The sequence below is a fragment of the Bradyrhizobium sp. P2_E8 genome (assembly GCF_056403875.1).
In genome coordinates this window covers 1-4,539 of the sequence record NZ_JBFUES010000633.1, presented here as the reverse complement: position 1 = coordinate 4,539, position 4,539 = coordinate 1, and the positions used below count along the sequence as shown (strand labels likewise).

Below are 4,539 nucleotides of genomic sequence, written 5' to 3'. Positions count from 1 at the left end.
CGGCGATCATCCTGAACGACCGTATGTTCGAGCCGATCGCGGACGAGAGCAACAAGATCGGCGTGCTCGGCCACGGTTTCACCGCGGGCGGTCACCCCGTCGGCTCGGCCATTGCGCTGGAAAACCTTAAGATCATCGAGGAGCGCGGCCTGGTTGCGCATGCCGCCGAACTCGGCGCCTACATGCAGGGCAAGCTGCGTGAGCTTGCCAGCCACCCGCTGGTCGGCGAGGTCCGCGGCGTCGGCATGATCGCAGCGCTCGAGCTCGTGATCGACAAGCAGCGCAAGACGGCAGCAGCGACACCCGGCGCCGTCGGCGGCATTGCCAGCCGCATGCTCCAGGAGCGCGGTGTGATCTCCCGCAACATGCTCGATGCCATCGCCATCTGCCCGCCGCTGATCGTCACGAAGAGCCAGATCGACGAGCTGGTGGCGGCGATATCGGGCGTGCTGAACGACATGAAGGCGGAAGTGGCGAAGCTGACGCCGGCGTAGGATCGAGCGTGTCGGTGTGGCCGGAGGAGCCGACCACATCCACCGGTGTCGTCCTGGCGTAAGCCAGGACACATACCGCGTGATTCATCGATGGGGATGGTAGGAGTACCGGGCGGCGAGTCTTCGCCAAAAGCCTCCCTGGGGTATCGCGACGAGCGCTGGGCGCTCGCGCGGGGGTCCTGGCTTTCGCCAGGACGACCGCGGGGAGGGACCACGCGCCTAAGCCCGCTGGACCCCGATCACGCGGCCTTTCTCGATCGCGAGCGCCAGCTCGCCGCGCTTGAGCTTCAGTGCGGCATCGCCGAACAGCTCGCGGCGCCAGCCGCGTAGCGCCGGCACGTCGGCCTCGTCACTGGCTGCGATCTCCTCGAGATCGTCGACGGTCGCGATCACCTTGCTTGCGACCGCATGGCGCTCCGCGGTCATCCGCAGCAGGACCTTCAAGAGCTCGACGATGGCTGCACCGTTCGAATTGTTGCGGGGCTTCTCCAGCTTCGGCAGCGTGGAGTGATCCCGCGCCAGGCCGCGCTCGACCGCGGCGACGATGTCCGCGCCCCATTTGGATTTCTCAAAACCCTTCGGCACCGAGCGCAGATGGGCGAGCTTCTCCAGCGTGTTCGGCGCATGCGTTGCGATATCGCTGATGGCTTCATCGCGCAGCACGCGGCCGCGCGGCACGTCGCGGCTCTGCGCCTCCTGCTCGCGCCAGGCCGCGACCTCCATCAGCACCGCGAGATCCTTCGGCTTGCGCACCCGCGTCTTCAGCCGCTCCCAGGCGCGCTCGGGGTGGAAGTCGTAGGTGCGGGGCGAGGTCAGAACCTCCATCTCGATCGAGACCCATTCGCTGCGGCGGCGCTTCTTCAGGTCGGCATCGAGGGCCGCGAAGACGTCGCGCAGATGCGTGACGTCGGACACCGCGTAATGCATCTGCTCCTTGGTCAGCGGCCGGCGCGACCAGTCGGTGAAGCGGTGGGTCTTGTCCGGGCGGTGGCCGGTGACCTTCTCGACCAGGGCGTCATAGGCGATGCTGTCGCCATAGCCGAGCACCATGGCCGCGACCTGGGTGTCGAACACCGGGTGCGGAATGATATTGGCCTGGTGCCAGATGATCTCGATGTCCTGCCGGGCGGCATGGAATACCTTCAGCACGCCCTCGTTGCCCATCAGCTCGAAGAACGGCTTGAGGTCGATGCCCTCGGCGAGGGTGTCGATGACGATCGCTTCCTCGGGGCTGGCCATCTGCACCACGCACAACAGCGGGTAATAGGTGGTTTCGCGCAGGAACTCGGTATCGACTGTAATGACGGGGTGCTTGGCCAACCGGCTGCAGGCAGCCGCGAGGTCAGCGGTGGTGGTAATCAAATCCATGAACGGCCCATGACACTTGATATCAGCCGTTCTGCCGAAAGCGCTGTGATGTCAAGGGGCTCTAAGCGAATTCGAGCCTTGCATCGGGCCGGAATCGCCTGTTTCCGACGAAATTCCTATTCGTAGCGGACCCGGTTCGAGGATTTGCGGGCGCAGGGCAGCGCCACCACGACCACGCACATGGCGACCAAGGCCAGTCCCAGGAACTCGAAAACCAACAGATCCACGGCAAAATCCCCCGACAGAACCGTTAGACTTGTCGGGAGTGCGTTGAGGGTCTGTTAATTGTCGTGGTTACCGGCGGCGGGCCGGGCCGGATGGTGGACGGGGGGTTAATGGCGCGGACGACCGCCATCACGTCATCAGTTTCGGCAAGGCGGCGGCGAGGGCGTCCACGGCAGCGCGGACCTTTAGCGGCATCCGTGGCGACCGTGGCCACAGGGCGTGGCAGTCGTACAGGAATTCCGGCTGGCCCCCGAAGAGACCGACCAACGCGCCGTTGTTGAGGCGTTCGCGGACCAGCCAGTAGGGTAGCCAGGCGAGCCCCATGCCCTGTGTCGCGGCATCCGCGATCGCCTCGAGATCGTCGAGTCTCAGCCTGCCGGCGGGCATGATCTCGCGCGGGGACTGGCCGTCCCGCGGAAACAGCCAAGGCCGGACGCGCCCGGAGCGGCGATAGATGATCGCCTGGTGGGCGGCGAGATCGTCGATCGATTTCGGCTTGCCATGGGCGCGCAAATAGGACCGCGCGCCGCACATCACCATTCGCTGGCGAGCGATGCGCCGCGCAGTCAGGCCGGATTCGTCGTCGAGATCGCCGGTCCGGATCGCAAGATCGTAGCCGGCCCCGACGATGTCAGCGATCGGATCGCCGAAGGAGAGATCGAGTTCGAGATGCGGATATCTGCGTGCAAGCTTCATCAGCAGGGGAGCGACGCAGTGCCGTCCCAGCAGGGCGGGCATGGTCACGCGCAGCTTGCCGCGCGGTTCGGATAGCTCGTCGAACACGGCGGCGTCGGCAGCTTCGGCCTCGCTGAGCACCGCACGGCAGCGCTCGTAATAGGCCTGGCCAGCTTCGGTCGGGCTCTGACGACGCGTGGTACGGTTGAGAAGGCGCACGCCGAGGCGCCCCTCAAGGAAGCGCACATGCTTGCCGACCATTGGTCCCGACATCTCGAAGGCATCGGCCGCAGCCGCGAACGAGCCAAGTTCGACGGCCCTGACGAACACGGCCATGCTGGTCAGGCGGTCCATATTGAAAACTCCTGGTTTCGACTGTTTGCTTGTTTGGGTGATTTATCCGCCTCCACGGGACCGGCATAGCTCCATTCAGTTCAACTGATTTGGAGTATGTCCATGACCCGCGCCGTTCGCTTTCACCGGCATGGCGGTCCCGAGGTGCTGCGCATCGAGACCGTCGACGTTCCACCGCCGGCAATGGGCGAGGTGCAGATCCGGGTCCGGGCACTCGGTCTCAACCGCGCGGACGCGTTGCTGCGGAGGGGCACGTATATCGAGTCCGCGAAATTTCCGTCCGGCCTTGGTCTGGAGGCGGCCGGCACCGTCGAGGCCGTCGGCGAAGGCGTGGCCGGTTTTGCGCCGGATGACATTGTGAGCATCGTGCCGCCGCTGTCGATGGTGCGATGGCCGGCCTATGCCGAGCTTGCGACGTTTCCGGCCGAGCTCGTCGTGATGCATCCGCCCGAGCTTGGCTTCGAGGTCGCCGCTGCGGTATGGATGCAATATCTGACGGCCTACGGCGCACTGGTCGACATCGCCGGAGTTGGACGAAGGGACGTCGTCGCCATCACGGCGGCATCGAGCAGCGTCGGGCTTGCGGCCATCCAGATCGCGAACCGGATCGGCGCTGTCCCGGTCGCCCTGACGCGGACCTCGACGAAACGTCGCGCCTTGCGCGATGCCGGCGCCGCCCACGTGATCGCCTCGGATGAGGAAGACATCGGAGCGCGGCTCACGGAGATTGCCGGTCCAGACGGCGTCCGGGTGGTGTTTGACGCCGTCGGCGGTCCCGCTTTCGAGCCGCTGACTGCGGCGATGTCACGGGGCGGAATCTTGATCGAGTACGGCGGGCTGAGCCCCGAGCCGACACCGTTTCCGCTCTTCAACGTGTTGACCAAGAGCCTAGTCCTGCGCGGCTACCTCGTGCACGAGATCATCCGCGACCCCGCGCGCCTTGCGCGGGCGAAGGCGTTCATCCTCAAGGGGCTGTCGGACGGCACGTTGAAGCCTGTTATCGCCAGGACGTTCCGGTTCGAGGAGATCGTCGAGGCGCATCGCTTCCTCGAGTCGAACGATCAGTTCGGCAAGATCGTGGTGACGATCTGAGGGCCGTAGGGTGGGTTAGCCCTGCGACTGCGCGAAGCGCAGTTCGCTCGGCGTAACCCACCACTGTCGATATCCGCGGGGGCAGAAGCGGTGGATTACGCCCGCGGATGCGCTTCGCGCAGCCGCGGGCTAATCCACCCTACGTAGCCGCGAAGCCCCTTACGGCAGCTTCAGCGACGTTTCCGCGTTGTACGGCTTGAGCGTCTCGTCGGCGGCCTTCTGGGCGGCGATGAGGGCCTCCTTCGGCTGCTTCTTGCCGTTGAGGACCAGCATCACCTCGTCCTCGAGGTTCTTGCGCACCGGCACGGTCTTGTAGGTCGCGAACCAGGGC

General features: G+C 65.6%; 4 protein-coding genes and 1 pseudogene. 2 read left to right on the top strand and 3 right to left on the bottom strand.

The features are described from left to right. A partial coding sequence (locus AC1D00_RS28375; protein WP_477012934.1) for an aminotransferase class III-fold pyridoxal phosphate-dependent enzyme occupies positions 1–494 on the top strand: 494 nt, incomplete at its 5' end. Between the two features lie 219 nt (positions 495–713). Here the strand turns inward: AC1D00_RS28375 and rnd are convergent. Further along, positions 714–1,862 carry a ribonuclease D gene (gene rnd / locus AC1D00_RS28370; protein ID WP_027542944.1) on the bottom strand — a complete coding sequence of 383 codons (1,149 nt, stop codon included), beginning with the start codon at positions 1,860–1,862 and terminating at the stop codon, positions 714–716. 354 nt (positions 1,863–2,216) lie between these two features. Next, entirely contained in the window at positions 2,217–3,116 is a 900-nt protein-coding gene (locus AC1D00_RS28365) for a LysR family transcriptional regulator (protein ID WP_477012933.1), read from the bottom strand. A 102-nt stretch (positions 3,117–3,218) separates the two neighbouring features. On the opposite strand from AC1D00_RS28365, the gene AC1D00_RS28360 reads away from it, so the two are divergent. Further along, positions 3,219–4,208 (top strand): zinc-dependent alcohol dehydrogenase family protein, encoded by a 990-nt coding sequence (locus tag AC1D00_RS28360; RefSeq protein ID WP_477012932.1) that lies wholly within the window; start codon positions 3,219–3,221, stop codon positions 4,206–4,208. A 159-nt stretch (positions 4,209–4,367) separates the two neighbouring features. On the opposite strand, the pseudogene AC1D00_RS28355 reads toward AC1D00_RS28360, so the two are convergent. Further along, positions 4,368–4,539, bottom strand: a pseudogene (locus AC1D00_RS28355) (ABC transporter substrate-binding protein); the annotation flags it as partial.